Here is a 26,519-nt window from a genome sequence, read left to right as displayed (position 1 = left end):
GCCCCGGCGCCCCTGACATGGAGGAGACGTGAGCGAGACATCCAGCAGCACACTGCCCGAAGCCAGCCGCGCATCCGCCGCGCCGGTGGCCGAGCCGCCGACACTGGCGGCGCTGGAAGCCCATCTCGCTCCGTATGCCGCCCACGCGTCGCAGTCGCGTGGGCGCCGCCATCCGGAAACCCCGCCGGCGGCGCGCACCGAATTCCAGCGCGACCGCGACCGCATCGTCCATTCGACCGCGTTCCGCCGGCTCGAATACAAGACGCAGGTCTTCGTCAATCACGAAGGCGACCTGTTCCGCACCCGCCTCACGCACAGCCTCGAAGTCGCGCAGATCGCACGCTCGGTCGCACGCAACCTGCGCCTGAACGAGGATCTCGTCGAGGCGATCTCGCTCGCGCACGATCTCGGCCATACGCCGTTCGGCCATGCCGGGCAGGACGCGCTGAATGCGTGCATGCGCGACCACGGCGGCTTCGAGCACAACCTGCAGAGCCTCGCGGTCGTCGACGAGCTCGAGGAGCACTACGGTGCATTCAACGGGCTGAACCTGTGCTTCGAGACGCGCGAAGGCATCCTGAAACATTGCTCGCGCGAGAACGCGCGCAAGCTCGGCGCGCTCGGCGAGCGTTTCCTGCACGGCCGCCAGCCGTCGCTCGAAGCGCAGCTCGCGAACATCGCCGATGAAATCGCCTACAACAACCACGATGTCGACGACGGCCTGCGTTCCGGCCTGATCACGATCGAGCAGCTCGCGGAAGTCGAGCTGTGGCAGCGCCACTACGAAGCGGCGCTCGCCGAATTCCCGCACCTCGAAGGCCGCCGGCTCGTGCACGAGACGGTGCGCCGCATCATCAACACGCTGATCGTCGACCTGATCGACGAAACCACGCGCAACCTCGTGCGCGTCGCGCCTGCGTCGCTCGACGACGTGCGCGCCGCACCGCCGCTCGTGTCGCACAGCGCGACGGTCGCCGCGCAGGCCGCCGCGCTCAAGCGTTTCCTCTTCAAGAACCTGTATCGCCACTACAAGGTGATGCGCATGGCGAGCAAGGCGCAACGCGTCGTCACGGGGCTGTTCGACGCGTTCATCGACGATCCGCGCCTGCTGCCGCCGCCGTACCAGTCCGACGACACGGCACATCAGCCGCGCCTCGTCGCGCACTACATTGCCGGCATGACCGACCGCTTCGCGCTGAAGGAATATCAGCGCCTGTTCGTCATCAGCGACAACTGACTGTCACAAACGATCACTAGACTTCGCCGGTTCAATGGCGACGGGAATGTTGCACACGCTGTTGGTAACGTTTTCATAGGAGAGGTCGATGAAGAAGAAGCCTGCGGGGACACTGGTTCGTTCGATCGCGCTCGGCGGCGCGCTGATGTTCGGGGTACAGCACGTGGCGCTCGCCGCGACGGAAATTCAGTTCTGGCATGCGATGGAGGCCGCGCTCGGCGAGCGGGTCAATGCGATCGCCGACCAGTTCAACGCGTCGCAAAGCGACTACAAGATCGTGCCGGTCTTCAAGGGCACCTACGACCAGGCGCTCGCGGCCGGCATCGCCGCGTATCGCAGCGGCAACGCGCCTGCGATCCTCCAGGTCTACGAGGTCGGCACGGCCACGATGATGCAGGCGAAGAAGGCCGTCGTGCCGGTCTACGACGTGTTCAAGCAGGCCGGCGTGCCGCTCGACGAAAAGGCGTTCGTGCCGACCATCGCGAGCTACTACAGCGACGCGAAGACGGGCCATCTCGTGTCGATGCCGTTCAACAGCTCGACGCCGGTGCTGTACTACAACAAGGACGCGTTCAAGAAGGCCGGCCTCGACCCGAACCAGCCGCCGAAGACGTGGGCCGACGTGAAGGCCGATGCCGAGAAGCTGCGCAAGTCGGGGATGGCGTGCGGCTTCACGACCGGCTGGCAGGGCTGGATCCAGCTCGAGAACTACAGCGCGTGGCACGGGCTGCCGTTCGCGACCCGCAACAACGGCTTCGACGGCACCGACGCCGTCCTCGAATTCAACAAGCCGCAGCAGGTCGAGCACGTGTCGTTCCTGCAGCAGATGGCGAAGGACGGCACGTTCACGTACGCGGGCCGCAAGGATGAAGCGTCGGCGAAGTTCTACAGCGGCGACTGCGGGATCCTGACGACGTCGTCGGGCGCGCTCGCGAACGTGCAGAAGTTCGCGAAGTTCAGCTACGGCACCGGCATGCTGCCGTACGACGCGAACGTGAAGGGCGCACCGCAGAACGCGATCATCGGCGGCGCGAGCCTGTGGGTGCTGGCCGGCAAGGATCCGGCGACCTACAAGGGTGTCGCGAAATTCCTCGCGTACCTCGCAACGCCCGCCGTCGCCGCGAAGTGGCACCAGGACACGGGCTACCTGCCGGTCACGACCGCCGCCTACGACCTCACGCGCCAGCAGGGCTTCTACGCGAAGAACCCGAGCGCCGAAACCGCGATCAAGCAGATGCTGAACAAGCCGCCGCTGCCGTACACGAAGGGGCTGCGCCTGGGCAACATGCCGCAGATCCGCACGATCGTCGACGAGGAGTTCGAACAGGTCTGGGCGCAGAAGAAGTCGCCGAAGGATGCGCTCGATTCGGCCGCGTCGCGTGGCGACGAGCTGCTGCGCCGCTTCGAGAAGTCGGGCGGCTGAGCACGCATCGCTTCGTGCTGCCGGCGGCATCGCGCGCGAGCGCATGCCGGCCGGCGGCGCGGCTTCCTTTCCGCTTCGCCTGACCGGATATCCGCGATGCAATCCCGTTCCCGTTTCGGTACGAGCCTGGTGCCGTACCTGCTGATCGCGCCGCAGCTCGCGATCACGGCCGTGTTCTTCCTGTGGCCGGCCGGCGTCGCGCTGTGGCAGTCGACGCAGATGCAGGACGCGTTCGGCACGTCGAGCGAATTCGTCGGCTTCGCGAACTTCACGCACCTGTTCGCCGATCCGCTGTATCTCGACTCATTTCGCACGACGCTCGTGTTCAGCGGGCTCGTCACGGTGAGCGGGCTCGTCGTGTCGCTGCTGCTCGCCGCGTGCGCCGATCGCGTGATTCGCGGCGCACGCGTGTACCGCACGCTGCTGATCTGGCCGTACGCGGTCGCGCCGACGATCGCGGCCGTGCTGTGGGCGTTCCTGTTCAACCCGAGCATCGGCCTGATCACCTATGCGCTCGCGAAGGGCGGCATCGTCTGGAACCATGCGCTGAACGGCGAGCAGGCGATGTTCCTCGTCGTGCTCGCGTCGGTGTGGAAGCAGGTGAGCTACAACTTCCTGTTCTTCTACGCGGGCCTGCAGGCGATCCCGCGCTCGCTGATCGAGGCGGCGGCGATCGACGGCGCCGGGCCGGTGCGGCGCTTCTTCCACATCGTGCTGCCGCTGCTGTCGCCGACGAGTTTCTTCCTGCTGGTCGTGAACCTCGTCTACGCGTTCTTCGACACCTTCCCGGTGATCGACGCGGCCACCGGCGGCGGCCCGGCGCAGAGCACCAAGACGCTGATCTACAAGATCTTCGCGGAAGGCTTCCAGGGGCTCGACATCGGCAGCTCGGGCGCGCAGTCGGTCGTGCTGATGATCATCGTCGTCGGGCTCACGGTGATCCAGTTCCGCTTCGTCGAACGCAGGGTGCAATACGCATGATCGAAAATCGCAAGGGCTTCGACCTGTTCTGCCATGCGGTGCTGATCGCGGGCGTCGTGCTGATCGTGTTCCCCGTCTACGTCGCGTTCTGCGCGGCGACGATGAACGCGCAGGAAGTGTTCACGGTGCCGCTGTCGCTCGTGCCGAGCTCGCACCTGTTCGAGAACGTCGCGCATATCTGGTCGCACGGCAGCGGCGGCACGACGGCGCCGTTCGGCCGCCTGCTCGTGAACAGCTTCGCGATGGCGCTCGGCATCGCGGTCGGCAAGATCGCGGTGTCGATCCTGTCCGCGTACGCGATCGTCTATTTCCGCTTTCCGTTTCGCAACACGGCGTTCTGGCTGATCTTCGTCACGCTGATGCTGCCGGTGGAAGTGCGGATCTTTCCGACCGTGCAGGTGGTGTCGACGCTGCACCTGACGAACACGTACGGCGGGCTCACGATGCCGCTGATCGCGTCGGCGACCGCGACGTTCCTGTTCCGCCAGTTCTTCATGACGCTGCCCGACGAGCTGATGGACGCCGCGCGCATCGACGGCGCGGGGCCGCTGCGCTTCTTCTGGGACGTCGTGCTGCCGCTGTCGAAGACGAGCATCGCGGCGCTGTTCGTGATCACGTTTATCTACGGCTGGAACCAGTATCTGTGGCCGATCCTGATCACGACGGAGGCGTCGCTGTCGACGGCGGTGGTGGGCATCAAGACGATGATCGCGAGCGGCGACGCCGCGACCGAATGGCAATACGTGATGGCGGCGACGCTGCTGGCGATGATTCCGCCGCTCGTCGTCGTGCTGGCGATGCAGCGCTGGTTCGTGCGCGGCCTCGTCGATTCCGAGAAATGAACCACGGACGTAACCGGGAGAAGGACCAGGTATGGCTGCGCTGAGCTTGAAGGGCGTCAGGAAATCCTACGACGGCAAGCAGCACGTGCTGCACGGCATCGACGTGGAGATCGCGGACGGCGAATTCATCGTGCTGGTCGGCCCGTCGGGCTGCGGCAAGTCGACGTTGCTGCGGATGATCGCGGGGCTCGAGTCCGTGACGGACGGCGAGATCGCGATCGGCGAGCGCGTCGTCAACACGCTTGAGCCGAAGGATCGCGACATCGCGATGGTGTTCCAGAACTATGCGCTGTACCCGCACATGACGGTCGCGCAGAACATGGGCTACGGGCTGAAGATCCGCGGGATCGAGCGCGCGACGATCGATTCGCGGGTGGCCGCGGCCGCGAAGATCCTCGAACTGGAGCCGCTGCTCGCGCGGCGGCCGCGCGAGCTGTCGGGCGGCCAGCGGCAGCGCGTCGCGATGGGGCGCGCGATCGTGCGCGAGCCGTCGGTGTTCCTGTTCGACGAGCCGTTGTCGAACCTCGACGCGAAGCTGCGCGTGCAGATGCGGCTCGAGATCCAGCGGCTGCATGCGCGGCTCGCGACGACGAGCGTCTACGTGACGCACGACCAGATCGAGGCGATGACGCTCGCGCAGCGCGTGATCGTGATGAACCGCGGCTACGCGGAGCAGATCGGCGCGCCGGTCGACGTGTACGAGAAGCCGGCGACGGTGTTCGTCGCGGGCTTCATCGGCTCGCCGGCGATGAACCTGATGCACGGCCGGCTGTCGGAAGACGGCGCGACGTTCACGGTCGCGGGCGGCGGCCCTGCGCTGCCGGTCGCCGGCGCGCCCGGCATCGGCACGGCGATCGCCGCCGGGCGCGACTGGGTGCTCGGCGTGCGTCCCGAACACATGACGCCGCAGCCGGGCGCCGCGCAGGCGACGCTGCCGGTCGACTCGTGCGAGCTGCTCGGCGCGGACAACCTCGCGCATGGCCGCTGGGGCAATCACGACGTCGCGGTGCGCCTGCCGCACGCGGACCGTCCTGCGCGCGGCACGGCGCTGGCGGCCGCGCTGCCCGCGCACCGGCTGCATTTCTTCGATCCCGAAACCGGCAAGCGTGCCGGCTGACCCCGTTGCACTTGCCGAGAGACCGACGATGACCTTCCGCACCGACTGGCCCTATCCGCGCGTCGTCGCCCATCGCGGCGGCGGCACGCTCGCGCCGGAGAACACGCTGGCCGCGCTCGACGAGGGCGCGCGGCGCGGGCACCGGATGGTCGAGTTCGACGCGAAGCTGTCGGCCGACGACGTGACGTTCCTGCTGCACGACGACACCGTCGACCGGACCTCGAACGGCACGGGGGCGGCGGCGGGCATGCGTTATGCGGCGCTGGCGGCGCTCGATGCGGGCGCGTGGCGCGACGCGCGTTTCGCGGGCGAGCGGATGCCGACGCTCGAGGCCGCGGCGGCGCGCTGCATCGCGCACGGGCTGGCCGCGAATGTCGAGATCAAGCCGTGCCCAGGGCGCGAGCGCGAGACCGGGCAGCGCGTCGCGGCCGACGCGGCCGCGTACTGGCGCGATGCCGCGGTGCCGCCGCTGCTGTCGTCGTTCTCGTTCGATGCACTGCAGCAGGCGCGCGCGACCGTGCCGGCGCTGCCGCGCGGGATGCTCTACGAAGCCGTGCCGGACGACTGGCATGCCCAGGTCGTCGATGCGCTCGACTGCGTATCGTTGCATGCAGACCACAAAAAGCTCGACGAACCGCTCGTGCGCGCGATCAAGGCGGCCGGTCTGCGCATCCTGGCTTACACGGTGAACGACCTCGAACGGGCGCGCGAACTCGCGCGCTGGGGCGTCGATTCGGTCTGCACGGACCGCATCGACCTGATCGCGCCCGATGCGCTGGACGACATCGCCATCGTCTGACGGCAGCGGTCGCTGCGGGGTCCGGTGAAACTTTTGCCCGGAACGTGCCTGACGCGAAAAAACGACGCCCCGACGGGATTCCCGCCGGGGCGTTTTGCATCGTGGAGACGTTACGCCAGGAAAAATCCGCTACAAATTGCAGCAGGATTAACCATTCCCCAAATATTCGACTACGCTTAGAAGCGGTAGCCGACGTTCAGGTACGTGACGATCGGGTTCAGCGAGATGTGGGCCTTCGACGTTTCCGTCAGCGTGCCGACCGGCGTCCGGCGGGCCGTCGTGAAGGTCGCCGTCACGCTGACCGGGATGTACGAGAGCGACAGGCCTGCGAACCAGTGTTTCGTGAAGTTGTACGTGAAGCCGGCGTTGAAGACAGGCGCCCACTGGTTGCTGGTCGTGGCGCTGGTCGGGCCGCCGAGCACGCCGTTCTCGAAGCTGCCGTTCGTGATCTTCGCGCCGGTGAACCAGACATACGTCGCGCCGATGCCGACATACGGACGGAACTTCGCGTTGGCGTCGTTGAAGTGGTAGCGCAGCAATACGGCGGGGCTCCACTGGTACGCACGGCCGAGTACGCCGAATCTTTCGAACTGACCCTTGCCGGTAATGTCGAACTTCGGCGGTATCCCCATAACGAGCTCGGTGGAGATATGGTCGGTGATGAAGTAGCCCGTTGCGAGCCCGAGCGTATCGGCGTCGCTGATGCCGGCGCCGGTATTGGGAATCGACTGGTTGATGGGCGTGCCGCCTACGCCGTAGACGAACAGCGGGTCGCTGCTGTCCTGCGGCGCAAGGTGGAACCAGCCGGTGCTGACGTAGAAATCACCTGCGGATTGTGCTTGTGCCGTACCGCCCGCAAACGTGAATGCGAGCGCTGCAGCCCCCGTAATGGCCAGTTTTCGTTTCATTGTGTCTCCTCCGATCTAAAGGCGTGCTCATTATGACGACTGCGTTTAAAACCAAACAAGCTCGTAAGTTAGAGTTTTCTCCCTAGGATTCGCACGACCGTACGCATACGCGCGCCGCAGGGACAGGCATTCTACGCAGGTGCGCATTTTCGGACCTCCGGGTATTTCCTAACGCGTTCAAACGGACATTCAGCATGGCACGGTTAGCACGACTCTACGTTCCCGACCAGCCGCAGCACGTGATACTGCGCGGCCTGGATCAGCAACCCGCGTTCGTCGACGACCAGGACTACGAACTCTTCATCGATTGCCTGAAGGCCGCCGCACGCGATCATCACCTGTCGGTGCATGCCTACGTGCTGCTGCCGCGCCAGGTGCAACTCCTCGTGACACCGAGCGACGAGGCGAGCCTGCCGAAGGCGATGCAGGCCGTCGGCCGCCGCTACGTTGCGCATTTCAACCGGCGCTACTCGCGGCGCGGCACGCTGTGGGAAGGCCGCTACCGCGCGACCGTGATCGAAGGCGAGCGCTATTTCCTGCTCGCGAGCCGCGTGGTCGAGATGAGCCCCGTGCGTTCGCAGCTCGTCGCGACGCCCGAGGCCTATCGCTGGTCGAGCTACCGGCATCACGTCGGGCTCACCGTCGACAGCCTCATCACCGACCATCCGCTCTACTGGGCGCTCGGCAATACGCCGTTCGACCGCCAGCGCGCGTACAAGGAGCTGTGCGAGCAGCCGCTCGACGAGCGGCAGGCCGACCAGCTGCAGCAGGCGACGCTGAAGGGCTGGGTGCTCGGCGGTGAGCATTACCGCGAGTGGGCGGCGCGTACCGCGAACCGGCGCGTGTCGCCGCTGCCGCGCGGACGCCCCAGAAAGGTGCGTGAAAACACGCCGCCGATCCAGCAGTAATGCCGGAAAGGCGGGTCAGGAGCGGCGCTGCGGGCGCCGCTTCTCTTTGCACCAAAATGATACGGCCCCAATAAAACGGCACCAGATGAATGCATGCATTTAATTAGGGTTCGATCAAGCGGTTTTTGTTGCTATTCCCTTGATTCGTCGCGTATATTCCGAATTCCGGTGGCCCGGGCGAAGCATGCCCAACCACTGTCGGCCGTGCCGTCTCCCGTCGGGAGCGGGATCGACGGCAACAAGAAAACGGTTCAACGGCCTCCAGGCCCCCTTTACGACGGTGTCCCCATGAACGACCACCAGCAGCCGCTCGCCGCGGTGCCCGCCGCACAAGGTCTGTACGACCCGCAAAACGAACACGACGCCTGTGGCGTCGGCTTCGTCGCTCACATCAAGGGCAAGAAGAGCCACGAGATCATTCAGCAGGGTCTGAAGATCCTCGAGAACCTCGATCACCGCGGCGCGGTCGGTGCCGATCCGCTGATGGGCGACGGCGCGGGCATCCTGATCCAGATTCCGGACGCGTTCTATCGCGAGGAAATGGCGAAGCAGGGCGTGGACCTGCCGCCGGCCGGTGAATATGGGGTGGGGATGATCTTCCTGCCGAAGGAGAACGCGTCGCGTCTCGCGTGCGAGCAGGAGCTCGAGCGTACGGTGAAGGCGGAAGGCCAGGTCGTGCTCGGCTGGCGCGATGTGCCGGTCGACCACGCGATGCCGATTTCGCCGACCGTGAAGGCGAGCGAGCCGCTGATCCGCCAGATCTTCATCGGCCGCGGCAAGGACATCATGGTGACGGACGCGCTCGAGCGGAAGCTGTACGTGATCCGCAAGACGGCGAGCCACCGCATCCAGGCGCTGAAGCTCAAGCACGGCAAGGAATACTTCGTGCCGTCGATGTCGGCGCGCACCATCGTCTACAAGGGGCTGCTGCTGGCCGGCCAGGTCGGCGTGTACTACCGCGACCTGCAGGACCCGCGCGTCGTGTCGGCGCTCGCGCTCGTGCACCAGCGCTTCTCGACCAACACGTTCCCGGCATGGGAACTGGCGCACCCGTACCGGATGATCGCGCACAACGGCGAGATCAACACCGTGAAGGGCAACGTGAACTGGCTGAACGCGCGTACCGGCGCGATCGCGTCGCACGTGCTCGCCGACGATCTCCCGAAGCTGTGGCCGCTGATCTACCCGGGCCAGTCCGACACCGCATCGTTCGACAACTGTCTCGAGCTGCTGGTGATGGCCGGCTACCCGCTCGTGCACGCGGTGATGATGATGATCCCGGAGGCGTGGGAACAGCACACGCTGATGGACGAGAACCGCCGCGCGTTCTACGAATACCACGCCGCGATGATGGAGCCGTGGGACGGCCCGGCCGCGATCGCGTTCACCGACGGCCGCCAGATCGGCGCGACGCTCGACCGTAACGGCCTGCGCCCGGCGCGCTACATCGTGACCGACGACGACCTCGTCATCATGGCGTCGGAAGCCGGCACGCTGCCGATCCCCGAATCGAAGATCGTCAAGAAGTGGCGCCTGCAGCCGGGCAAGATGTTCCTCATCGACATGGAACACGGCCGCATCATCGACGACAAGGAACTGAAGGACAACCTCGCGAACGCGAAGCCGTACAAGAGCTGGATCGACGCCGTGCGCATCAAGCTCGACGAAATCGAGCCGAAGGCCGAGGAAGTCGCGGCCGGCCGTACGCAGGGCGCCGCGCTGCTCGACCGCCAGCAGGCGTTCGGCTATACGCAGGAAGACCTGAAGTTCCTGATGGCGCCGATGGCGCAGCAGGGCGAGGAAGCCGTCGGTTCGATGGGCAACGACTCGCCGCTCGCGGTGATGTCGAACAAGAACAAGACGCTCTATCACTACTTCAAGCAGCTGTTCGCGCAGGTCACGAACCCGCCGATCGACCCGATCCGTGAAAACATGGTCATGTCGCTCGTGTCGTTCATCGGCCCGAAGCCGAACCTGCTCGACACGAACAACATCAACCCGCCGATGCGTCTCGAAGTGTCGCAGCCGGTGCTCGACTTCAAGGACATCGCGAAGATCCGCGCGATCGACCAGTACACCGGCGGCAAGTTCAGCGCGTACGAACTGAACATCTGCTATCCCGTAGCCTGGGGCAAGGAAGGTATCGAGGCGCGTCTCGCGTCGCTGTGCGCGGAAGCCGTCGACGCGGTGAAGTCGGGCTACAACATGCTGATCGTGTCGGACCGCAAGACGGACGCCGAGCACGTCGCGATCCCGGCGCTGCTCGCCACGTCGGCGATCCACACGCACCTCGTCCAGCAAGGGCTGCGCACGAGCACGGGCCTTGTCGTCGAGACGGGCTCCGCGCGTGAAACGCACCACTTCGCGCTGCTCGCGGGCTACGGCGCGGAAGCCGTGCACCCGTACCTCGCGATGGAAACGCTCGCGAAGATGGCCGAGGGCCTGCCGGGCGACCTGTCGCCGGAGAAGGCCGTCTACAACTTCACGAAGGCGGTCGGCAAGGGCCTGCAGAAGGTGATGTCGAAGATGGGCATCTCGACGTACATGTCGTACACGGGCGCGCAGATCTTCGAAGCGCTCGGCCTGTCGAGCGACCTGGTCGAGAAGTACTTCAAGGGCACGGCGTCGAAGGTCGGCGGCATCGGCCTGTTCGAGGTCGCGGAAGAGGCGATCCGCCTGCACCGCGACGCGTTCGGCGACAGCCCGGTCCTGCGCGACATGCTCGACGCGGGCGGCGAGTACGCGTACCGCGTGCGCGGCGAAGACCACATGTGGACGCCGGATTCGATCGCGAAGCTGCAGCACGCGACGCGCAGCAACTCGTACCAGACGTACAAGGAATACGCGCACCTGATCAACGACCAGACCAAGCGTCACATGACGTTCCGCGGCCTGTTCGAGTTCAAGGTCGAGCCGACCCGGGCGATCCCGATCGAAAACGTCGAGCCGGCGAAGGACATCGTCAAGCGCTTCGCGACGGGCGCGATGTCGCTCGGTTCGATCAGCACCGAAGCGCACGCGACGCTCGCGGTCGCGATGAACCGGATCGGCGGCAAGTCGAACACCGGCGAAGGCGGCGAGGACGAGAAGCGCTACCGCAACGAACTGCGCGGCATTCCGATCAAGGCGGGCGAGACGCTGAAGTCGGTGATCGGCGACGAGATCGTCAGCGACATTCCGCTGAAGGACGGCGATTCGCTGCGCTCGAAGATCAAGCAGGTCGCGTCGGGCCGCTTCGGCGTCACCGCCGAGTACCTGGCATCGGCCGACCAGATCCAGATCAAGATGGCGCAGGGCGCAAAGCCGGGCGAGGGCGGCCAGCTGCCGGGCCACAAGGTCTCGGAATACATCGGCAAGCTGCGTTACTCGGTGCCGGGCGTCGGCCTGATCTCGCCGCCGCCGCACCACGACATCTACTCGATCGAGGATCTGGCGCAGCTGATCCACGACCTGAAGAACGTGAACCCGAGCGCGAGCATCTCCGTGAAGCTCGTGTCGGAAGTGGGCGTCGGGACGGTCGCGGCCGGTGTCGCGAAGGCGAAGGCCGATCACGTCGTGATCGCCGGCCATGACGGCGGCACGGGTGCGTCGCCGCTGTCGTCGGTCAAGCACGCCGGCACGCCGTGGGAACTGGGCCTCGCCGAAACGCAGCAGACGCTGGTGCTGAACCGCCTGCGCGGCCGGATCCGCGTGCAGGCCGACGGCCAGATGAAGACGGGCCGCGACGTCGTGATCGGCGCGCTGCTCGGCGCGGACGAATTCGGCTTCGCGACGGCGCCGCTCGTCGTCGAAGGCTGCATCATGATGCGCAAGTGCCACCTGAACACGTGCCCGGTCGGCGTCGCGACGCAGGATCCGGTGCTGCGTGCGAAGTTCAAGGGCCAGCCCGAGCACGTCGTGAACTACTTCTTCTTTGTCGCCGAGGAAGTGCGCGAGATCATGGCGCAGCTCGGCATCGCGAAGTTCGACGACCTGATCGGCCGCGCCGACCTGCTCGATACGCGCAAGGGCATCGAGCACTGGAAGGCGAAGGGCCTCGATTTCTCGCGCGTGTTCTACCAGCCGGAAGAATGCGAAGACGTCGCACCGCGTCACGTCGACGTGCAGGATCACGGCCTCGAGCGCGCGCTCGACCACGTGCTGATCGAGAAGGCGAAGGCCGCGATCGAGAACGGCGAGCATGTGTCGTTCATCCAGCCGGTGCGCAACGTGAACCGTACGGTCGGCGCGATGCTGTCGGGCGTGATCGCGAAGAAGCACGGCCATGACGGCCTCGCCGACGACGCGGTGCACATCCAGCTGAAGGGCACGGCGGGCCAGAGCTTCGGCGCGTTCCTCGCGAAGGGCGTGACGCTCGACCTCGTCGGCGACGGCAACGACTACGTCGGCAAGGGCCTGTCGGGCGGCCGGATCATCATCCGCCCGACCAACGACTTCCGCGGCAAGTCCGAGGAAAACATCATCTGCGGCAACACGGTGATGTACGGCGCGATCGAAGGCGAAGCCTTCTTCCGCGGCGTCGCGGGCGAGCGCTTCTGCGTGCGCAACTCGGGCGCGACGGCGGTCGTCGAAGGCACGGGCGACCACGGTTGCGAATACATGACGGGCGGTACGGTCGTCGTGCTCGGCGAGACGGGGCGCAACTTCGCGGCCGGCATGTCGGGCGGCCTCGCGTACATCTACGATCCGGAAGGCACGTTCGCGGCGAAGTGCAACAAGTCGATGGTCGCGCTCGAGCCGGTGCTGCAGCAGGCCGAGCAGGAGCGCACGGTCGACCGCGCACTCTGGCACGCAGGCACGACGGACGAAGCGCTGCTCAAGGGGCTCGTCGAGCGTCATTTCCAGTTCACGGGTTCGCCGCGCGCGAAGTCGCTGCTGGAAAACTGGGACGCGGCGCGCCGCCAGTTCGTGAAGGTGTTCCCGCACGAATACAAGCGCGCGCTGGGCGAGATCGGTGCGAAGAAGGCGGCGAAGGAAGTGCTGGCCGCCTGAGCGACGAACGACATAGCGAATGCCGCGCGCGCATGATTGCCGCGCGCGGCTCCCCCACCCGATACACCGAACAGAAGAGCACCTTATGGGCAAGGCAACCGGTTTTCTGGAGTTCGAACGCCGCCACGAGGCGTACGAAGCACCGCTCACGCGCGTGAAGCACTACAAGGAATTCGTCGCGGCACTGACCGACGCGGACGCGAAGATCCAGGGCGCGCGCTGCATGGATTGCGGCATCCCGTTCTGCAACAACGGCTGCCCGGTCAACAACATCATTCCGGACTTCAACGATCTCGTTTACCGCCAGGACTGGCAGCAGGCGATCGAAGTCCTGCACTCGACCAACAACTTCCCGGAATTCACGGGCCGCATCTGCCCGGCGCCGTGCGAGGCGGCGTGCACGCTCGGGATCAACAACGACCCGGTCGGCATCAAGTCGATCGAGCACGCGATCATCGACAAGGCCTGGGCGGAAGGCTGGGTGAAGCCGCTGCCGGCCGAGCACAAGACGGGCAAGAAGGTCGCGATCGTCGGTTCGGGCCCCGCGGGCCTCGCCGCCGCGCAGCAGCTCGCGCGCGCGGGCCACGACGTGACGGTGTTCGAGAAGAACGACCGCATCGGCGGCCTGCTGCGTTACGGGATCCCCGACTTCAAGCTCGAGAAGTGGCTGATCGACCGCCGCATGCGCCAGATGGAAGCGGAAGGCGTGACGTTCCGCACCAGCGTGTTCATCGGCAAGGATCCGCTGCCGGAGTCGATCGGCAGCCTCGCGAAGGAAACCATCTCGCCGGACACGCTGAAGGAAGAATTCGACGCGGTCGTGATCGCGGGCGGTTCCGAAACGCCGCGCGACCTGCCGGTGCCGGGCCGCGAGCTCGCGGGCGTCCATTTCGCGATGGACTTCCTGCCGCAGCAGAACCGCGTGAACGCGGGCGACAAGCTCGTCGACCAGCTGCTCGCGAAGGGCAAGCACGTGATCGTGATCGGCGGCGGCGATACGGGTTCTGACTGCGTCGGCACGTCGAACCGTCACGGCGCGAAGCAGGTCACGCAGTTCGAGCTGCTGCCGCAGCCGCCGGAAGAGGAAAACAAGCCGCTCGTGTGGCCGTACTGGCCGATCAAGATGCGCACGTCGTCGTCGCATGACGAAGGTTGCGAACGCGACTGGGCGGTCGCGACGAAGCGCCTCGAAGGCAAGAACGGCAAGGTCGAGAAGCTGATCGCGGTGCGCGTCGAGTGGAAGGACGGCAAGATGCAGGAAGTGCCGGGTTCCGAGTTCGAGATGAAGGCCGACCTCGTGCTGCTCGCGATGGGCTTCACGCAACCGGCGGCGCCGGTGCTCGACGCGTTCGGCGTCGCGAAGGATGCGCGCGGCAACGCACGTGCGGCGACCGAAGGCGATCGTTCGTACTACACGTCGGTCGACAAGGTGTTCGCGGCAGGCGACATGCGTCGCGGCCAGTCGCTCGTGGTGTGGGCGATCCGAGAAGGCCGCCAGTGCGCGCGCTCGGTCGATGCGTACCTGATGGGCCATACGGAACTGCCGCGCTGAGCTGAATCGCGCGAGCGGGTTTCGACGAAAGCCGGGCGTCCGAGAGGGCGCCCGGTTTTTTATTTTTGAGGCTGGGGGCGATCGCGGGCTTGTCCGATTGCGGCGCCCAACGGATCGATGGTTTGCCCGTAGCTTGCAAGCTGCCCGTTGCAATCGATCATCGCGGTGTATCGGGTTTCGTCAACCCGCAGCGGGAATTCCCACACACCCAGTTTCCATGCGTGATACTGCGGCGCGCCGTCGAACCGGATGCTGTCCGGCGGTATTCCATGCTCTTCGAGAAGACGGGCCTGGACATTTTTCCGTAGCGCATCGACAGACATGTCGGGACAACTGCCTTCCGTTCTCTCATACCGGGAAGTCGCGACGACGATGAACAGTAGCGTATAGGCGCAGATTGCTGCGCCAACCAGCCAGAGAACCAGCCTGAGAATGCCTCGCATAGCTCTGGAAATCATGAAGTGCCCGATGGGACGAAAAGAACATGTGAGATTGACTCGGGCAGCCACATTTCCGGAGCTGCCCGGCCGCATGCTAGCGAGGCGGACGCATTAGTCCACCGAGCGACGGTCTATGGACTGCCTGAGGGGGGCGTGTGCCTGCATTCTTCACCGGCCGTTGGCCCGAGAACGAGAGATGTTTTTCACCGAAAAAATTGATTTGATAGTCCTTGTGTCCCAACACGGCGCCGAGCTTGGCGAGAAACGTCGTCGCAGCCTCCTGCAGGAATGGCCGGTTGGAAGGATCTGCATCGAACCGATCGGGATTGAGTGAGTAGTAGCCGTCAAACCGATATGTATCGTCCTCGAGCATCACAAGCGTGCCACGTATTCTGCCGGATACTCGTCCAAAGACTGAGGCGCTCCAGAGGTCCTTTGTTCCGTGATTGAAGATGTTGGTGCTGAAAGCTGTGTCGAACGAGTAGGTGCCGGGGCCGTACCCGGGATTCTCAACGGCTTTCGTTATTTCTCTGAAATCGGCAATGCTCATTTTCAAGTTGAGAGATTCAATGTTGATGGTTTGTTGGGTTCCGTCTCCGTGTATCCAGTGATTAATTGCTTCAACGAACATCAATGGGTTCCCATACGATGAAAATGTGCTCGTCGGAGGGATGCCATGTGACTGGCCAATGTATATGCCGAATAATGCAGTGATGTTGGCATATTGACCAGGCTCGAAGCTAAATCCATATTGGTTGGCGCCAGGTAAATGCTTGTAGCCACCAAGGGCCAGCCACGGAGTGAAGCCGCCCACCAGTGTCAGTTGATTTCGCCAAAATGCTGTGTCGTTTTTTCCAAATATCTCAAGGTGTTTGAGGAATATATCGGTGGCGCGGATCATGTTTCCCGTGTTTGCAAAATGCAACATGAAATTTGATGTGCAATACTGATTGAAGCAAACCGTCGGTGCCGGAATTCCGGCTCCAGGATTGGCGCCCGGAATGTCGTTTACCTTGACGCCGAAATCACCGAAATTGAAATCCGGTGGCTTTGGTGTTGTGATCGTGATGGGCGGAAGCACATTGTTCTGAGCCATGGCCGTAGCATGCTTCAGCAGCGTGCCAAAAGGGAGCACTGTTGACGCAACCAGAAAACGTCGTCGCATCAAAGGCTGTTGTTCTTCTTTGGAGGATTGGTTTATCTGTTTCCAAGGATTGCGTATCGTCATTTTATGCCCCATGCAGTGGTGATTTCGATAATTGATTGGCAGGCCTGAACGTAAGACGGTTATATTTTTTTCTGCGGTCGGCAAGGAATTTTTCCTGCACGTCTTCGTGACGAAGTCGTCTGGATTGATCCTGCGAACTGGTATGAACCGAGATTCATAGAGGCATGCGACGGCTGCACCTTGCCTCGAAATCCCCCCGTATGCCGGCTCTGGGCAAGGGAAAGCTGAGGATGCAGAGGCAGCTGGCTGTTCCGTTCCCATTGCGTCGCGCTCCGACAAGAGTCGAGAAAAATCGAAAAGCGGGGACGCTTTTCTCGACATTTCCCGTTGGCGAGCAATGTGTCCAACAGTTACGAGGTGGTCTAAGGCGAAGGAGGGTATTTGTTCAGGAGATGTATGCCCGACGGGGATTCAAACCTGCTGCGGCAAGTGTGGTTTGAGGATTACTGTCATATCAGCCGGTTGCCGGAAATCATTGCGCTGGGTTTGCTGAGTGAAGCATCCGAGTTTCTTTTGAGCTCGGTGACGTGATCGTCGCGATGCAGCGAGTCCGGTCTCAGATCGAATCCGGACCGGCCGGGCGTGCCGGCATGGCAGGGTGCGCCGACGAATCCGAGTTCGTCGATGACGATCCCTGCTTTGCGCGAACGGCAAGAATGCCTGTTTCGAACTTCGTGATCGGTGTGTTGGGACAGCGTACGATTCATGATGCTTCGGGCATATTGCGCGCCGGGCTGCTGCCTCTGGCATGCGCCCGCATTTCCGCCGAGCGTCGCCTAACCTGATCACATCAGTTATTGATTTTCCGTGATCCCGATTCCTTTCATTTTGTAATAATCCTTGAAAACTGTCATATCATGTCGCCCCTCGGGCCGCGTTCGCGGTCGCCGTACATGACTGACGCTATTTACAAGGACTCTGGATGGAAGCATTCGTGCAAGGGCTGATCGAGGCCGTCAACGGCGTGCTGTGGAACTACGTGCTGATCGCGCTGCTGCTCGGCGCCGGCGCATGGTTCACGTTGCGGTTCCGCATGATCCAGCTGAAGGCGCTGTTCCTCAGCATGAAGCTGGTCGGCAGCAAGGGCGAGCCGGGCAGCATTTCATCGTTCCAGGCATTCGCGACCGGGCTCGCGAGCCGCGTCGGCACCGGCAACATCGCCGGCGTCGCGGTCGCGCTGACGGTCGGCGGGCCGGGCGCGATCTTCTGGATGTGGATGACCGCGCTCGTCGGGATGTCGTCCGCGTTCGTCGAGGCGACGCTCGCGCAGATCTTCAAGGTGTCGCACCCGGACGGCAGCTATCGCGGCGGCCCTGCGTACTACATCCAGACGGGCCTGCGCTCGCGCGGCTTCGGCGTGCTGTTCTCGCTGTCGCTGATCCTCGCGTTCGGCTTCGTGTTCAACGCGGTGCAGGCCAACGCGATCGCCGACGCGTTCCATACGTCGTTCGGCTGGAGCCGCGAGACGGTCGGCCTCGGCCTCGTGCTGCTGTCCGCCCCGATCATCTTCGGCGGCATCCGCCGCATCGCGGCGGTCGCACAGGTGATCGTGCCGCTGATGGCGATCGGCTACCTCGCGCTCGCGGTCTACGCGGTCGCGACGCACATCGCGCTGGTGCCGGGCGTGATCGCGCTGATCGTGAAGAGTGCGTTCGGCCTCGAGCAGGCGGCCGGCGGCCTGACCGGCCATGCGGTCAGCCAGGCGATCGCGATCGGCGTGAAGCGCGGGCTGTTCTCGAACGAAGCAGGGATGGGCAGCGCACCGAACGCGGCCGCGACCGCGAGCACGCGGCATCCGGTCACGCAGGGGCTGATCCAGATGCTCGGCGTGTTCGTCGACACGATCGTGATCTGCAGTGCGACCGCGTTCGTGATCCTGCTGTCGGGCCAGTATGAACTCGGCACCGGGATGGAAGGCGCGGCGCTCACGCAGCGCGCGATCTCGAGCCACGTCGGCGACTGGGGCGGCATCTACATGGCCGTCGCAATCTTCTTCCTCGCGTTCTCATCGGTGATCGGCAACTACGCGTATGCGGAAGGCAACGTCGAATTCATCACGAAGCGGCGCGGCGTGCTGCCGCTGTTCCGCATCGCGGTGCTCGCGATGGTGATGTTCGGCAGCGTCGGGCAATTGCCGCTCGTGTGGGCGATGGCCGATACGAGCATGGGGCTGATGGCGATCATCAACCTGATCGCGATCCTCGCGCTCGGCAAGCATGCGCATGCCGCGTGGGCCGACTATCGCCGCCAGCGCGCGGCGGGCGTCGCCGATCCGGTGTTCACGCGCAACACGATCCCCGAACTCGCGCGCGTGCTGCCGGCCGACGTGTGGGGCGAACACGGGCCGCTGCCGCGGCGTCCGGCTGCGGCTTCTGCCGGCGTGGCCGGCGCGCCGCGCGGCGCGGTGCGCGAGTCATGAACGGCGACCGGCTCCGTGCGTTCGTCGCGCTGATGCCCGATGCGGCGTCGCGCGACGCGCTGCACGCGTTGCCGGTCACCCGTGGCGCGCGGCGCACGCTGCCCGCGCAACTGCACATGACGCTCGCGTTCATCGGTGCGATCGAACGCGAACGGTGCGACGCGCTGGCCGCGCACCTGTCCGCGCTCGCGGCCGCGCATGCGCTGCCGTTGCTGCCGGTCGAGCGGATCGCGTGGTGGCCGAGCCTGCCGCGTGCGAGGCTGATCGTCGCGGAGCTGGCGGCCGATCCCGCGTGCGTCGCGCTGAATGCCGGGTTGTCGGCGCTGCTGCGCGAACTGGGGGTGCCTGCCGACCGGCGGCCGTTCCGGCCGCACGTGACGCTCGCGCGGCTGCCGCACGACGCGGTCGGCCAGCCCGCGCACGGCGGTGCGCCGGGGCGGCAGGTCGTGCTGCGCATCGAAGCGCTGACGCTGTTCGAAAGCCGGCTGTCGCACGAAGGCGTGTCGCACCGGCCGATCGTGTCGGCGCCGATCGCGCTCGCCCACGGCAGCGCCGGCGCCTACCGGCCGTAGCGCGCGAGCGTCAGGCCCGACAGGTCGATTTCCGGCTCGTGCCCCGTGACGAGATCCGCGACCACCTTTCCCGAACCCATCGACATCGCCCAGCCCGTCGAACCGTGGCCGACATTGAGCCAGAGCCCGTCGATCCCGCTCGCGCCGAGCAAAGGCGGGCCGTCGGGCGTCATCGGCCGGCGGCCGACCCAGAAGCGCGCCGATGCGCGATCGGCCGCATGCGGGAACCAGTCGTCGAGCACCTTCATCAGCGTATCGAGCGCCTGCTGACGCAGCGCCGCGTGCCGGTTGCCGAGCTCCGCGGTGCCCGCGACGCGCAGCGTCGGGCCGAAGCGCGTGATCGCCGTCTTCAGCGATTCGTCCATCAGCGCGGCGCGCGGCGCTTTTTCGTCGTCGACGACCGCGAGCGTCGCCGAGTAGCCCTTCACCGGATACAGCGGCACGTCGATCCCGTACGGCCGCAGCAGGCTGGCGCTGTCGACGCCGAGCGCGACGACGATCGCGTCGGCGGCGAGCCGCGCACCGCGTTGTGCGCCATCGCCGGCTTCGAGCGAATCGACCCGCACGCCGCGCACCTTGCCGCCCGCGACATCGAGCGTGCGGATTTCGGTGCGAAAGCGGAACGTCACGCCGTGCGCTTCGCATAGCGCCCGCAGTTCGCGCGTGAAGCGGGCGCAGTCGCCGGCTTCGTCGTCGGGCAGGTAGATGCCACCGACCGGCGCCTGCCGCGCCCAGCGCAGGCCCGGTTCGATCGCGGTGCAGCCGGCCGCATCGAGTTCGCGAAACGTGATGCCGGCGTCGCGCAGCACCTTCAGCGCGGGCTGCACCATCTCGACGTCGAATGCGCCGCGCAGCAGCTGCAGGTAGCCGCGACTCGCGCCATAGTCGAACGGATGACGCTCGCGAAACGCATGCAGGCACGCGCGGCTGTAATACGCGATGCGCTGCATCCGCTGCTTGTTCACGCGGAACCGCTCGAACTCGCATTCGCGCAGCCAGCGCGCGATCCAGCGCCACTGCGCGGGATCGGGCGTCGGCCGGAAGATCAGCGGCGACGCGGGCTTGAACAGGTACTTGAGGATCTTGCCGGGCATCCCGGGCGCGGCCCACGGCGTCACGTAGCCGGGCGCGATCACGCCCGCGTTGCCGAGGCTCGTCACCTGCGCGACATCGGCCTCGCGTTCGATCACGGTGACGTCGCAGCCTGCTTCGCGCAGGTGCCAGGCGGTGGTGACGCCGATCACGCCGGCGCCGAGGACGATCACGTGCATGCGATTTCCGGAGTGAAGCGGCCGCTCACGATGCGACGGCCGGATCGTCGACGAGCGACTTGCCGCGCGTTTCGGGCAGCACGAGCGCGGCGACGATCACGAGCAGGTAGCCGCCGCCCGCGACGAGGCCGATCGCCTTCACGAGCGACATCGACTGCGACAGCGAGCCGACGAGGATCGGGAAGAACGAGCCGAGCCCGCGGCCGAGGTTGTAGCAGAAGCCCTGGCCCGAGCCGCGGATCGCGCCCGGATACAGCTCCGACAGGTACGCGCCGACGCCGGCGAAGATCCCCTGCACGACGATGCCGAGCGGGAAGCCGAGCAGCAGCATCGCGGTATCGGTTATCGGCAGCATCGTGTATGCCATGCCGAGCGAGAACGAGCCGATCGCGAACAGGATGAACGATGCGCGGCGGCCGAGCCGGTCGGACAGGATCGCGCCGACCACGTAGCCGACGAACGAGCCGACGATCAGCACGACCAGATAGCCGCTCGTGTTGAATACCGACAGGTGGCGGACGGTTTTCAGGTAAGTGGGCAGCCACGTCGTGATCGCGTAGTAGCCGCCGAGCATGCCGGTGCACAGCGCGCTGCCGAACAGCGTCGCGCGCAGGTGCGGCGGCGAGAAGATCTCGAGGAAGTGGCCCGACACGCGGCCTTCGTCGCGGGCGCGGCGCGTGGCCGTGTAGATGTCGGGATCGCTGACGTTGCGGCGGATGTACAGGATCCACAGCGCGGGCACGATGCCGATCCAGAAGCACGCGCGCCACGCGACCTGCTCGGGCAGCAGCGCGAAGAACGCCCAGTAGAGGATCGCGGCCGCGCCCCAGCCGAACGACCAGCTGCTCTGCACGGTGCCGACGGCCTTCGCGCGATGCTCGGGCGAGCGGATCGTCTCGGCCATCATGATCGTCACGACCGACCATTCGCCGCCGAAGCCGAAGCCCTGCAGCGTGCGCGTGGCGAGCAGCTGCCAGAACGAATGCGTGAAACCGGACAGGCACGTGAACAGCGCGAACGTCGCGATCGTCCACTGCAATACGCGCACGCGGCCATAGCGGTCGGCGAGGATGCCGGCGACCCAGCCGCCGACCGCCGACGAGATCAGCGAACTCGTCGCGATCATCCCGGCCTCGCTCTTCGACATGCCCCACGTGGCGATCAGCGTCGGAATCAGGAACGAATAGATCATGAAGTCGAACGCATCGACCGCGTAGCCGCCGAAGCCGGCGTACAGCGTCCGGCGCTCGCGCGTCGACAATTCGTTGAACCACTGGAATGCCTGCATGCTTGCCGCCCCCTCTCGTCTTGTCTCGTCTCGCGCTGCCGCGTGGCGGTTATTTTACGGGCCCGATCCCGCGCGCCAAAAAGGCGGATGCAGTATGCGCGGGCAGGCAGGAAGAGGGAAAGACGCGTCAGAGCGTCAGGCCGCCGTCGACGTGAACGACCTGGCCGGTGATCTGCCGTGCCGCATCGGACAGCAGGAACGCGATCAGCGCGGCGACGTCGTCGGGCTCGGCGATCCGGCCGAGCGGCGTCGCCTGTTCGGCCTGCGCCCACGCGGCGGCGTTGCCGGCGCTCGGGCCGTGGTCCTTGCGCGTGAAGCCCGGCGCGACCGCGTTCACGGTGATGCGGTGCGCAGCGAATTCGGCGGCCGCGCGCGGCCCGCGAGCGCGGAGAACGCGCCGGGCATCGCCGCGAAGGCGGAGGCGAGTGCGTCGGCGGAAAGATCGGAAAAGGATTGCCGCGCGGCGAAGCCGGCGTTCGCGACGAGCTGGTCGAGCCCGCCGAAGCGGGCCGCGGTGCTATCGACCAGCGCGGCGGCGACACCCGGTTCGCCGAGATCGCCGGTCAGCGTGATGCACTCGGCGCCAGCCGCCGTGCACGCACAGGTGACTTCGGCGAGCCGGGCCCGCGCCGAATCGTCCGCGCCGCGCGCATGCAGCGCCAGCGCGATGCCGGGCGCCGCGAGCCGACGGGCGAGCGCCGCGCCGATCCCCGAGCCTGCGCCGGTGATCAGCGCGATGCGTTCGCGGTGCGCGGCGCGTGCGCTCACGCGGCGACCTTGTCGCCGGCGTTCACGCGTTCGACGTTGATCGTGCCGACGTGGAACGCGGCCAGCGACTCGCGGTGCGCGATGCTGACGATCGCGGCCTTCGGCAGCCGTTCGGCGAACAGGTGATAGAGGCGTGCCTCGTTGTCGGCGTCGAGCGCGCTGGTGGCTTCGTCGAGGAACAGGAAGTCGGGCTTGTGCAGCAGCACGCGGGCGCCGGCCAGGCGCTGCTGCTCGCCCGGCGACAGCACGCGGGTCCAGTGCGCGGTCTCGTCGAGGCGCTCGACGTAATCCTCGAGGCGGCACGCGCGCAGCGCGTCGCGGCACGCTTCGTCGCTGAACGTGTCGGGCGTCGCCGGATAGGTGAGCGCGGCCTTCAGCGTGCCGATCGGCAAATAGCTCGTCTGCGGCACGAACATCATCCGCGCGCCGACCGGCGCGTCGATCGCGCCGTCGCCGAACGGCCACAGGCCCGCGAGCGCGCGCATGAACGTGCTCTTGCCGGACCCCGACTTGCCGATCACGAGCCAGCGCGAACCCGGCTCGATCGTGACGTTGCCGATGTTCGCGAGCGCGTTGCCGTTCGGCAGCGCGAGCTTGAGCGACGAGGTCGACAGCTTCGCGCCGTCGATGTAGTGCAGGTTGATGCCGCCGTGCTCGGTGGCGGGCGACAGGCTTTCCTTCAGGTGCGACGTGCCCATCACGCGCTTGAATTCGCGCAGACGGTTGACGGTGGCGCGCCATTCGACGAGCGTGCGATAGCTGTTGAGGAACCAGGAGAAGGAGTCGCTGACCGTGCCGAATGCCGACGAGATCTGCATCAGCACGCCGAGCGTGAACGCACCCGCGAAGTAGCGCGGTGCCGCGACGACGAACGGGAAGATGATCGCGATCTGTCCATAGAAGGCGTTCACGAACGTCAGACGCTTGGTGTATTTCATCACGCGCCACCAATTGTCACGGATGCGCACGAAGAGGCCCTGTGCATTGCGGCTCTCGGTGTCCTCGCCGTCGTAGAAGGCGATCTGCTCGGCATTTTCGCGTACGCGGATCAGCCCGAAACGAAAGTCCGCCTCGACGCGTTGCTGCTGGTAGTTGATCGACACGAGCGGATGACCGACCTTCTGGATCATGATCGAGCCGACCACCGCGTACAGCGCAGCCGCCCACACCATGTATCCGGGAATCGAGATCGGCGTGGCGCCGAGCGAGAGCGTCAGCGCACCGCCGAGCGTCCAGAGGATCGTGATGAACGACGCGAGCGTGACGACCGTCGACAGCAAGTCGAGCGACAGCGCGAGCGTGGTCGTCGCGAACGACTGCAGATCGTCGGCGACGCGCTGGTCGGGGTTGTCGGCGAGGCGGTCGCGCTCGATCCGGTAGAACGCGCGGTCGCCGAGCCATTCGCCGAGGAAGCGCTCGGTCAGCCATTGCCGCCAGCGAAAGCCGAGCATCTGGCGCAAGTACAGTCCGTACACGGCGAGGATGATGAAGCCGAACGCGAGCAACGAGAACTGCATCATCAGGTGCGGGAAATCGTGGACGTCCTTCGTCTGCAGTGCGTTATAGAACTGCGCGTTCCACTTGTTCAACTGCACGGTGATCCACACGTTGCAGAGATTGATCACGATGATCGTGACGAGCAGCGTCCACGCGATTTTCCATTCGGACGATACCCAGTAGGGCTTGATGAGGCTCCATGCGGATACCGGGCGCTCGTCCTGCGGCGCGTCGGAGGCGGAGCGGACGGGATCGATCGATTGGGTCATGTGCTTCCTGATGAGTAGCCGGCGCGCGGGCCGGGCGAAGCCGGGCGCGCGCCGCGATACGGCATGCCGGGACGCGGCGCCGACTGACGGCGGGCGCAGCGATGGTCGCCCGCGCGTCTTAAACGGCACTTAAGGGCCGGCGGTGACGCGGCAACCGGCCGCTCGCGCGGCCGGCCTGCGGGCATTGTGCCAGAGCGGCGCGGGCCGACGGCGAATTTGCCCCAAGGGGGACAGTTTGCGGCACTTTCCGCTTTTATGGTCTAATGACCGACGACGAAACAGGGGTGCTTCGTGGCGCGGCCGGCAGATGTTCCGGGCGGCGCGGCGAGGCTGAGAAAAACCCTTTGCACCCGATCCGGGTAATACCGGCGAGGGAAGTTTCTGATCCCGCCGGGCCGCGCTGGCCGCCATCCCACATGGTCAGCGCCCGAGTCCCGCCCGGCCGGCCTTTGCTGCCGGTTTCGTCCTTTTGGGTACGCGCATTGCGCGTTACGGAAGGAATGATGACCGCACAATCTTCAGTCTTTTGCTTGATCCCCGGCCCGATGTCGCGTGCGTTCGCACGTGCGTCGTCGTTCGTCGTGCGCGTTCGCACGGAGGGCACGCGATGAACGTCCGGGATGCACGGCCCGATTTCGCGGTGCTCGGCGGCGGCCTCGTCGGCCGCCTGATCGCGTGGCGCCTTGCGGGCGACGGGCATCGCGTCGCGCTGTACGAGCGCGGCGGCCCGGACGGCGAGCAGTCGGCCGCGTGGATCGCGGCCGCGATGCTCGCGCCGCTCGCGGAAGCGGCGAGCGCGGAGCGGCTGATCACCGAGCTCGGCGCCGCGTCGCTCGAACGCTGGCCGCAATGGCTCGCGGAACTGCCCGAACCCGTCTTCTTCCAGCATCGCGGCACACTCGTCGTCTGGCATCACGCGGATCGCGCGGAGGCGCCGCTGTTCGAGCGGCGCGTGCGCGCGAACGCGCCGGCCGACCTGTTCGACGGCGGCTTCGTGACGCTCGTCGGCGCGCAGGTCGATGCGGCCGAGCCGACGCTCGCAGGCCGTTTCGCCCGCGGCCTGCTGCTGCCGCGCGAAGGCCAGCTCGACAATCGCCAGGCGCTGCGTGCGCTGGCGGCGGGCCTTGCCGAACGCGGCGTCGACCTGCACTGGCACGTCGCGATCGACGACGCGAACCTGCCCGACGCGCATTTCACGATCGATTGCCGCGGGCTCGGCGCGAAATCCGCGCTGCCCGCCCTGCGTGGCATCCGCGGCGAAGTCGCGCGCGTGCACGCACCCGGCATCGGGCTGACGCGGCCCGTGCGGCTGCTGCATCCGCGGTACCCGCTGTACATCGCGCCGAAGCAGGGCGATCTCTATGTGATCGGCGCGACCGAGGTGGAGGGCGAGGACATGTCGCCCGTCAGCGTGCGCTCCGCGCTCGAACTGCTGAGCGCGGCGTTCTCCGTGCACCCGGCGTTCGGCGAGGCGCGCATCCTCGAACTCAATGCGCAGTGCCGGCCGACGCTGCCCGATCACCGCCCGGCGGTGATCTGGGACGGCGCATCGACGCTCGCCGTCAACGGCCTGTACCGGCACGGCTTCATGATCGCGCCGGAAGTCGCGCACGCGGCCGTCGCGTGCGCGCAAGCCGCGCTCGGCGGCGCGTTCGGCGATGCCGACGCGTTTGCCGCATGGCGCGACGCCGCGCGCTGGCCGGCGCTCCTTCATCACCGCAGCGACGCGCGCCAGCCGGCGTGACGCGTGCCGCCGACCGAATCCGACCGAGCCTCATGGATATCCAGATCAACCAACAGACCCTGACGCTGCCCGACGGCGCGACGGTGGCCGACGCGCTCGCCGCGTACGGCGCGCGTCCGCCGTACGCGGTCGCGCTGAACGGCAATTTCGTCGCGCGCACGCAGCATGCGGCGCGCGCACTCGCGACGGGCGACAAGCTCGACGTCGTGCACCCCGTCGCGGGCGGCTGAGCGCCGCCGGTTCGCCCCCGCTCTTCCAGGAAAA

20 protein-coding genes, 1 pseudogene and 1 riboswitch are annotated in these 26,519 nt (G+C 66.1%); of the genes and pseudogenes, 13 read left to right on the top strand and 8 right to left on the bottom strand.

Annotated features, from left to right (window positions below; translation table 11 throughout):
• The first annotated feature begins 28 nt into the window (after positions 1-28).
• From U5798_RS25185 to ugpQ, 6 genes are all read left to right on the top strand, one after another.
• The gene (locus U5798_RS25185; protein ID WP_124453462.1) at positions 29-1,237 is read left to right on the top strand and encodes a deoxyguanosinetriphosphate triphosphohydrolase; all 1,209 of its coding nucleotides are present in this window, start codon (positions 29-31) and stop codon (positions 1,235-1,237) included.
• A gap of 88 nt (positions 1,238-1,325) precedes the next feature.
• Positions 1,326-2,660, top strand: coding sequence for a sn-glycerol-3-phosphate ABC transporter substrate-binding protein UgpB (gene ugpB / locus U5798_RS25180; RefSeq protein WP_124453460.1), 1,335 nt, complete (start codon positions 1,326-1,328; stop codon positions 2,658-2,660).
• A gap of 96 nt (positions 2,661-2,756) precedes the next feature.
• Positions 2,757-3,641, top strand: coding sequence for a sn-glycerol-3-phosphate ABC transporter permease UgpA (gene ugpA, locus U5798_RS25175; RefSeq protein ID WP_124453458.1), 885 nt, complete (start codon positions 2,757-2,759; stop codon positions 3,639-3,641).
• Positions 3,638-4,483 carry a sn-glycerol-3-phosphate ABC transporter permease UgpE gene (gene ugpE / locus U5798_RS25170; protein WP_124453457.1) on the top strand — a complete coding sequence of 282 codons (846 nt, stop codon included), beginning with the start codon at positions 3,638-3,640 and terminating at the stop codon, positions 4,481-4,483. Before ugpA ends, ugpE begins: the two co-directional genes overlap by 4 nt.
• A gap of 31 nt (positions 4,484-4,514) precedes the next feature.
• Positions 4,515-5,600 (top strand): sn-glycerol-3-phosphate import ATP-binding protein UgpC, encoded by a 1,086-nt coding sequence (locus tag U5798_RS25165; RefSeq protein ID WP_322083551.1) that lies wholly within the window; start codon positions 4,515-4,517, stop codon positions 5,598-5,600.
• Between the two features lie 28 nt (positions 5,601-5,628).
• Positions 5,629-6,399, top strand: a complete 771-nt coding sequence (gene ugpQ / locus U5798_RS25160) for a glycerophosphodiester phosphodiesterase (protein ID WP_322083550.1) — start codon at positions 5,629-5,631, stop codon at positions 6,397-6,399.
• 176 nt (positions 6,400-6,575) lie between these two features.
• Here ugpQ and U5798_RS25155 read toward each other — a convergent pair whose 3' ends face one another.
• Positions 6,576-7,307 (bottom strand): OmpW/AlkL family protein, encoded by a 732-nt coding sequence (locus U5798_RS25155; protein ID WP_124453452.1) that lies wholly within the window; start codon positions 7,305-7,307, stop codon positions 6,576-6,578.
• Between the two features lie 194 nt (positions 7,308-7,501).
• On the opposite strand from U5798_RS25155, the gene U5798_RS25150 reads away from it, so the two are divergent.
• From U5798_RS25150 to U5798_RS25140, 3 genes are all read left to right on the top strand, one after another.
• The gene (locus U5798_RS25150; RefSeq protein WP_034189835.1) at positions 7,502-8,215 is read left to right on the top strand and encodes a transposase; all 714 of its coding nucleotides are present in this window, start codon (positions 7,502-7,504) and stop codon (positions 8,213-8,215) included.
• Positions 8,216-8,503: 288 nt separating this feature from the next.
• Positions 8,504-13,207, top strand: coding sequence for a glutamate synthase-related protein (locus tag U5798_RS25145; RefSeq protein WP_124453449.1), 4,704 nt, complete (start codon positions 8,504-8,506; stop codon positions 13,205-13,207).
• Between the two features lie 85 nt (positions 13,208-13,292).
• A complete protein-coding gene (locus tag U5798_RS25140) occupies positions 13,293-14,759 on the top strand; it encodes a glutamate synthase subunit beta (RefSeq protein WP_124453447.1) in 1,467 nt (488 codons plus the stop codon).
• A 59-nt stretch (positions 14,760-14,818) separates the two neighbouring features.
• Here the strand turns inward: U5798_RS25140 and U5798_RS25135 are convergent, their stop codons facing one another.
• From U5798_RS25135 to U5798_RS25125, 3 genes are all read right to left on the bottom strand, one after another.
• Entirely contained in the window at positions 14,819-15,217 is a 399-nt protein-coding gene (locus tag U5798_RS25135; RefSeq protein ID WP_322083549.1) for a hypothetical protein, read from the bottom strand.
• Between the two features lie 76 nt (positions 15,218-15,293).
• On the bottom strand, positions 15,294-16,511 hold the full coding sequence (locus U5798_RS25130) for a lipid II-degrading bacteriocin (RefSeq protein ID WP_322083548.1): 1,218 nt from the start codon (positions 16,509-16,511) through the stop codon (positions 15,294-15,296).
• Between the two features lie 365 nt (positions 16,512-16,876).
• On the bottom strand, positions 16,877-17,134 hold the full coding sequence (locus tag U5798_RS25125; RefSeq protein WP_322083547.1) for a hypothetical protein: 258 nt from the start codon (positions 17,132-17,134) through the stop codon (positions 16,877-16,879).
• Between the two features lie 215 nt (positions 17,135-17,349).
• Between U5798_RS25125 and U5798_RS25120 the strand changes: the two genes are divergently transcribed.
• Both U5798_RS25120 and thpR read left to right on the top strand, forming a co-directional pair.
• On the top strand, positions 17,350-18,846 hold the full coding sequence (locus U5798_RS25120) for an alanine/glycine:cation symporter family protein (protein WP_322083546.1): 1,497 nt from the start codon (positions 17,350-17,352) through the stop codon (positions 18,844-18,846).
• Entirely contained in the window at positions 18,843-19,418 is a 576-nt protein-coding gene (gene thpR, locus U5798_RS25115; protein ID WP_322083545.1) for an RNA 2',3'-cyclic phosphodiesterase, read from the top strand. The genes U5798_RS25120 and thpR overlap by 4 nt, the downstream gene beginning before the upstream one ends.
• Here thpR and U5798_RS25110 read toward each other — a convergent pair.
• The 4 genes and pseudogenes from U5798_RS25110 to U5798_RS25095 all read right to left on the bottom strand — a co-directional run bounded on the left by U5798_RS25110 (position 19,406) and on the right by U5798_RS25095 (position 24,511).
• A complete protein-coding gene (locus tag U5798_RS25110) occupies positions 19,406-20,689 on the bottom strand; it encodes a D-amino acid dehydrogenase (protein WP_322083544.1) in 1,284 nt (427 codons plus the stop codon). The two genes, thpR and U5798_RS25110, sit on opposite strands and share 13 nt — an antisense overlap.
• Positions 20,690-20,714: 25 nt before the next feature.
• The gene (locus tag U5798_RS25105; protein WP_124453439.1) at positions 20,715-21,977 is read right to left on the bottom strand and encodes an MFS transporter; all 1,263 of its coding nucleotides are present in this window, start codon (positions 21,975-21,977) and stop codon (positions 20,715-20,717) included.
• 127 nt (positions 21,978-22,104) lie between these two features.
• Positions 22,105-22,745: pseudogene (locus tag U5798_RS25100) on the bottom strand (SDR family NAD(P)-dependent oxidoreductase).
• Entirely contained in the window at positions 22,742-24,511 is a 1,770-nt protein-coding gene (locus U5798_RS25095; protein WP_124453435.1) for an ABC transporter ATP-binding protein/permease, read from the bottom strand. Before U5798_RS25095 ends, U5798_RS25100 begins: the two are co-directional and overlap by 4 nt.
• 270 nt (positions 24,512-24,781) lie before the next feature.
• A riboswitch (TPP riboswitch) is annotated at positions 24,782-24,905 on the top strand.
• Positions 24,906-25,118: 213 nt separating this feature from the next.
• On the opposite strand from U5798_RS25095, the gene U5798_RS25090 reads away from it, so the two are divergent.
• Entirely contained in the window at positions 25,119-26,255 is a 1,137-nt protein-coding gene (locus U5798_RS25090) for an FAD-dependent oxidoreductase (protein ID WP_124453434.1), read from the top strand.
• 32 nt (positions 26,256-26,287) lie between these two features.
• Positions 26,288-26,485, top strand: a complete 198-nt coding sequence (gene thiS, locus U5798_RS25085; protein WP_014898319.1) for a sulfur carrier protein ThiS — start codon at positions 26,288-26,290, stop codon at positions 26,483-26,485.
• Positions 26,486-26,519: the final 34 nt, after the last annotated feature.

The organism is Burkholderia sp. BCC1972 (assembly GCF_905339605.1).
Taxonomy (GTDB): domain Bacteria; phylum Pseudomonadota; class Gammaproteobacteria; order Burkholderiales; family Burkholderiaceae; genus Burkholderia.
Note: the sequence above shows the minus strand (reverse complement) of the source record. Positions and strands in the feature narration are given on the sequence as shown.